Consider the following 4,467-nt stretch of genomic DNA (forward strand, 5'->3'; position numbering starts at 1 on the left):
GGCGGGGCACGGAAGGACGAGCGAGGACATGACCGCGCACGCGGACACGAAGCCGGCCATACCCTACGCGGAGACCGGCTGGGCCCAGGCCCGCCGGCGCCGGGACCGGGGAGTGCGCACCTGCCTCCCCGCGGTCCTGGACCGCACCACCGGGCGACGGCCGGGCCCGGACACCGAGGACACCATCGTGCGCGGCGAGGACTGACGGCGCCCCGAGGGATGCTCCCGGAGGCGGCCGGGGAAACGACCGGCGCCGAGCGCGGCCCCGTGAGCGGCCGGAGGTCAGCCGCGGGTCTTGGCCAGCAGCTCCACGATCTCGGCGGTCGTGCCGGTCTCGCCGAGCCGCGGGAAGATCCGCTCCACGCTGTTGGCGTGCGCGTCGCCGTCGGCGTCGGCCATGGCGTCCGTGGCGAGGGTGACGTGATAGCCGTGCGCGTAGGCGTCGCGCGCGGTGGACTCCACGCCGATGCTGGTCGCGATGCCGGTCAGCACGATCTGCGTGATGCCCCGGCGGCGCAGCTGGACGTCCAGGTCGGTGCCGTGGAAGGCGCTCCAGTTGTGCTTGGTGACCCGGATGTCGCCGGGGTGGCCGGACAGCTCGTCCACGACGACGTCCCAGCCCGCGGGGAAGGCGAGCCCGCGCGGCCGGCGTTCGGTGCGGCCGGGCACGGCGTCCGCCCCGTCGGCGGCGAAGGAGACCCGGACCAGGACCACGGGCAGTCCGTGCGAGCGGAAGGCGTCGGCGAGTTCCGCGGTGCGGGAGACGACCTCCGGGCCCGGGCGGGGCTGCGTGGGCATGGCCACGATGCCGTTCTGCAGGTCGATCGCGACGAGGGCGGTACGGGGGTCGAGCGTGGTGAGCGACATGGGTCGGTCGGGCCTTTCGGGTCTGTCGGGGGTGAGCCGGCCGGGACGACGGCCGGGGGGAGGGGACATCGTGGCCGGACGGCTTCCCGGACCGTGCCGTACGCCTCGGGGTCACGGCGCGGACAGCCGCTCCAGCAGCTCCAGCGCGGTGAGGACCGTCCGCCGCTCCTCCTCGGTGTAACGGTCCTCGAAGGCGCGGGCCAGCCACTCCTCGCGCACCTGCCGGTTGCCCTCGACGCGGGCCCGGCCGGTGTCGGTCAGGGTGACCAGCTGGCGGCGGCCGTCGTCGGGGTCGGGGGCCCGGCGGACCAGTCCGTGCCGCTCCAGCGCGGCCAGCGTGACGGCCATGGACTGCGGGCGCACCCCCTCGGCGGCGGCGAGCGCGCTGGCCGTGGCCGCGCCGTGCTTGCCGGCCAGGGTGAGCGCCGACTCCTGCGAGGGACTGAGGTCGGTGTCCTGCGCGACCTCGCGGATGCGGCGCCGCAGCCTGCTGAAGACCACGCGCAGATCGCGCGCGGCACGGGCGGCGGAGTCGGAGATGTCGGCCATGCGCGCCAGCCTATGACCGACAGCCTGGACTGTCCAGTTCGGACTGTTCAGTTTTGACTGACTGCTTGCCGGGGTACTCGCCGGTCCTTGGACAGGCCAGCACGTCGGTGAACCCAAGGAGCGCAGATGACCCCTGCGGACAGGTCCCGCCTGGAGGCGGCTCTCCACGCCGAGGTGGACGGCGAAATCCGCTTCGACGCGGGCAGCCGCGGAGCCTACGCCACGGACGGCTCCAACTACCGGCAGCCCCCGATCGGCGTCGTCGTGCCCCGCACCGTGGAGGCGGGCGCCCGCGCGGTGTCGGTGTGCGCGCGCTTCGACGTCCCCGTCCTCTCCCGGGGCGGCGGCACCAGCCTCGCCGGACAGACGACCAACACCGCCGTGGTGATCGACTGGAGCAAGTACTGCACCGGCGTGCTCTCCGTCGACCCCGAACGGCGCACCTGTGTGGTGGAACCCGGCATCGTCCTGGACGAACTCAACCGGCAACTCGCCCGCTACAAGCTCCAGTTCGGCCCCAAGCCGTCCACCCACAGCCACTGCGCGCTCGGCGGCATGATCGGCAACAACTCCTGCGGCGCCTCCGCCCAGGCCTACGGCAAGACCGTCGACAACATCCGCCGGCTGGAGATCCTCACCTACGACGGACAGCGCGCCTGGGTCGGCCCCACCCCGCCCGACGAGCGGGAACGGATCATCGCCGGCGGCGGCCGGCTCGCCGAGATCTACGCCGGCCTGGACCGCATCGCCACCGAGTACCTCGCCGACATCCGCCGCGGCTACCCGAAGATCCCGCGCCGCGTCTCCGGCTACAACCTGGACTCCCTGCTGCCCGAGAACGGCTTCGACGTGGCCAAGGCGCTCGTCGGCAGCGAGGGCACCCTGGTGACCGTCCTGCGCGCCGAACTCGACCTCGTGCCCGTGCCGGCGCACCAGTCCCTGCTCGTCCTCGGCTACGACGACATCTGCGCCGCCGCCGACGACGTACCCCGCCTGCTGGAGCACTGCAACCCCACCCAACTGGAGGCCCTGGACGGCCGGATGGCCCAGCTGATGCGCGAGGAGGGCGCCTACCTCGACTCGCTCGCCGTGCTGCCCCGGGGCGACAGCTGGCTGATGGTGCAGTACAGCGGCGACAGCCAGGAGGACGTCGACGCACAGGCGCACGCGCTGCTGCACGCCCTCGGCCGTGAGGAGAAGGACCCGGACGTCGCGTTCTCCGACGACCCCGAACGCGAACAGAAGATGCTCAGGGCCCGCGAGGCCGGGCTCGGTGTGACCGCCCGTCCGCCGGACGACCGGGAGACCTGGGAGGGCTGGGAGGACTCCGCCGTACCGCCCGAACGGCTCGGCGACTATCTGCGTGACCTGAAGGACCTGTTCGCCGAGTTCGACTACGACCACCCGTCCCTGTACGGCCACTTCGGGCAGGGCTGCGTGCACACCCGCATCCCCTTCGACCTGCGCACCGCCGAAGGCGTGGCCGTCTTCCGGCGCTTCGTGGAGCGCGCCGCCGACCTCGTCGCCTCCTACGGCGGCTCCCTGTCCGGGGAGCACGGCGACGGCCAGTCCCGGGGCGAACTGCTCACCCGGATGTTCGGGGAGCGGCTCGTGACCGCGTTCGGCGAGCTGAAGGCGCTCTTCGACCCCGGCAACCGGATGAACCCCGGCAAGGTCGTCCACCCGAACCCGGTCGACGGACAACTGCGGCTCGGCCCCGCCTGGCGGCCGGCCACCCCGGACACCCACTTCGGCTACCCGGAGGACGAACACTCCTTCAAGCGCGCGGTGATGCGCTGCGTCGGCATCGGCAACTGCCGCGGCCACACCGGCGGCGTCATGTGCCCCTCCTACCGGGCCACCATGGAGGAGGAGCACTCCACCCGCGGCCGGGCCCGGCTGCTGTTCGAGATGCTCGGCGGACACCCGGACTCCGTGGTCGAGGACGGCTGGCGCTCCACCGCCGTCCGCGACGCGCTCGACCTCTGCCTGGCCTGCAAGGGCTGCAAGTCGGACTGCCCGACCGGCGTCGACATGGCCACCCTCAAGGCCGAGTTCCTCTCGCACCACTACGCGGGCCGCAAACGCCCCATGGCCCACTACTCCATGGGCTGGCTCCCGGTCTGGGCCCGGCTCAGCCGCACCGCGCCCCGGCTGGTGAACTCCGCGCTGCACGCCCCCGGACTGGCCGGCCTCGGCAAGCGGCTCGCCGGCGTCGACCCGGCCCGCCAGGCACCGGTGTTCGCCGAGGAGTCCTTCCTCCAGTGGTGGCGCTCCCGCGGCCGGCCGGAACCGGACCCGGCCGACCCGCGCACGGTCGTGCTGTGGCCGGACACCTTCAGCACCTACTTCCACCCCGCCATCGCCCGGTCCGCCGTCCGCGTCCTGGAGGACGCCGGCTTCCACGTCGCCGTCCCCACCGAACCTGTGTGCTGCGGACTGACCTGGATCTCCACCGGTCAACTCGCCACCGCGAAAAAGGTGCTGACCCGGACCCTCGGTGTGCTGCGGCCCTACCTGGAGGCCGGTACGCCCGTCATCGGCCTCGAACCCTCCTGCACGGCCGTCTTCCGCGCCGACGCCCCCGAGCTGATGCCCGGCGACCAGGACGTACAGCGGCTGGCCGGGCAGGTGCGCACCTTCGCCGAACACCTCGTCCACCACGCCCCCGACGACTGGCAGCCGCCGCGACTGGCCCGGCGGGCCACCGTGCAGACCCACTGCCACCAGCACGCCGTCATGAAGTTCGACGCCGACCGCGAACTGATGCGCCGCGCCCACATCGACGCCGAGGTGCTCGACGAGGGCTGCTGCGGCCTGGCCGGCAACTTCGGCTTCGAACGCGGCCACCACGAGGTGTCCATGGCCGTCGGCGAACTGGGCGTCCTGCCCGCCGTGCGCGGCGCCGCCCCCGACAGCCTCGTCATCGCCGACGGCTTCAGCTGCCGTACCCAGATCGAACAGGGCTCCACCGGCCGCCGCGCGCTGCACCTCGCCGAGGCTCTCGCGTTCGCCCTCGACGGCAACCTGCCCAGCGACCGGCCCGAACGG

At 73.2% G+C, this 4,467-nt stretch carries 4 protein-coding genes; 2 read left to right on the forward strand and 2 right to left on the reverse strand.

Going from position 1 to position 4,467, the window contains the following annotated elements; genetic code table 11:
• On the forward strand, positions 1–205 hold a 205-nt coding region (locus tag H5J33_RS24945; RefSeq protein ID WP_220212725.1), incomplete at its 5' end, for a hypothetical protein.
• A 77-nt stretch (positions 206–282) separates the two neighbouring features.
• Here the strand turns inward: H5J33_RS24945 and H5J33_RS24950 are convergent.
• Both H5J33_RS24950 and H5J33_RS24955 read right to left on the reverse strand, forming a co-directional pair.
• Positions 283–867 (reverse strand): isochorismatase family protein, encoded by a 585-nt coding sequence (locus H5J33_RS24950; protein WP_181797119.1) that lies wholly within the window; start codon positions 865–867, stop codon positions 283–285.
• Between the two features lie 111 nt (positions 868–978).
• A complete protein-coding gene (locus H5J33_RS24955) occupies positions 979–1,416 on the reverse strand; it encodes a MarR family winged helix-turn-helix transcriptional regulator (RefSeq protein ID WP_181797120.1) in 438 nt (145 codons plus the stop codon).
• 126 nt (positions 1,417–1,542) lie between these two features.
• On the opposite strand from H5J33_RS24955, the gene H5J33_RS24960 reads away from it, so the two are divergent.
• Positions 1,543–4,467, forward strand: a 2,925-nt coding sequence (locus tag H5J33_RS24960) for an FAD-binding and (Fe-S)-binding domain-containing protein (RefSeq protein ID WP_181797121.1), incomplete at its 3' end; no start/stop codon positions are given.

Origin of the sequence: Streptomyces sp. WELS2, from assembly GCF_013870595.1 — a bacterium.
Lineage (GTDB): Bacteria > Actinomycetota > Actinomycetes > Streptomycetales > Streptomycetaceae > Streptomyces.

Coding starts and splice junctions, on each gene's coding strand:
- H5J33_RS24955 (WP_181797120.1), bottom strand. CDS start 1,416: ATGGCCGACATCTCCGACTCCGCCGCCCGTGCCGCGCGCGATCTGCGC.
- H5J33_RS24950 (WP_181797119.1), bottom strand. CDS start 867: ATGTCGCTCACCACGCTCGACCCCCGTACCGCCCTCGTCGCGATCGAC.